General features: G+C 69.1%; 1 protein-coding gene. It reads left to right on the top strand.

All coding sequences use genetic code 11. The features are described from left to right. Positions 1-2: 2 nt before the first annotated feature. Positions 3-224 carry a BrnT family toxin gene (locus ACYQ0J_RS13615; RefSeq protein WP_460170246.1) on the top strand — a complete coding sequence of 74 codons (222 nt, stop codon included), beginning with the start codon at positions 3-5 and terminating at the stop codon, positions 222-224. Positions 225-236 lie beyond the last annotated feature (12 nt).

The following is a 236-nucleotide window of genomic DNA, read 5'->3' as shown; positions in this document are numbered from 1 at the left end:
GGGTGCGTCCCCAGGAGGTGGAGGAAGCCCTCACCGACCCCAAGCGGCTGGTGCTCCGCACGCGCTCCCAAGGGGGCGAGGAACGCTGGGCGGCCCTGGGGGCCACGGAAGCCGGAAGGGTCCTCTTCGTGGTCTTCACCCGCAGGGAAGGCAGGGTGCGGCCCATCACCGCCCGGGACGCCACCTTGGAGGAGAAACGCCGCTACCGGAGGAGGGGAAAGTAAAGCATGAAGAGA

It is taken from the genome of Thermus sp. FJN-A (genome assembly GCF_054655095.1).
This window is presented reverse-complemented; position numbering and strand designations above follow the sequence as displayed.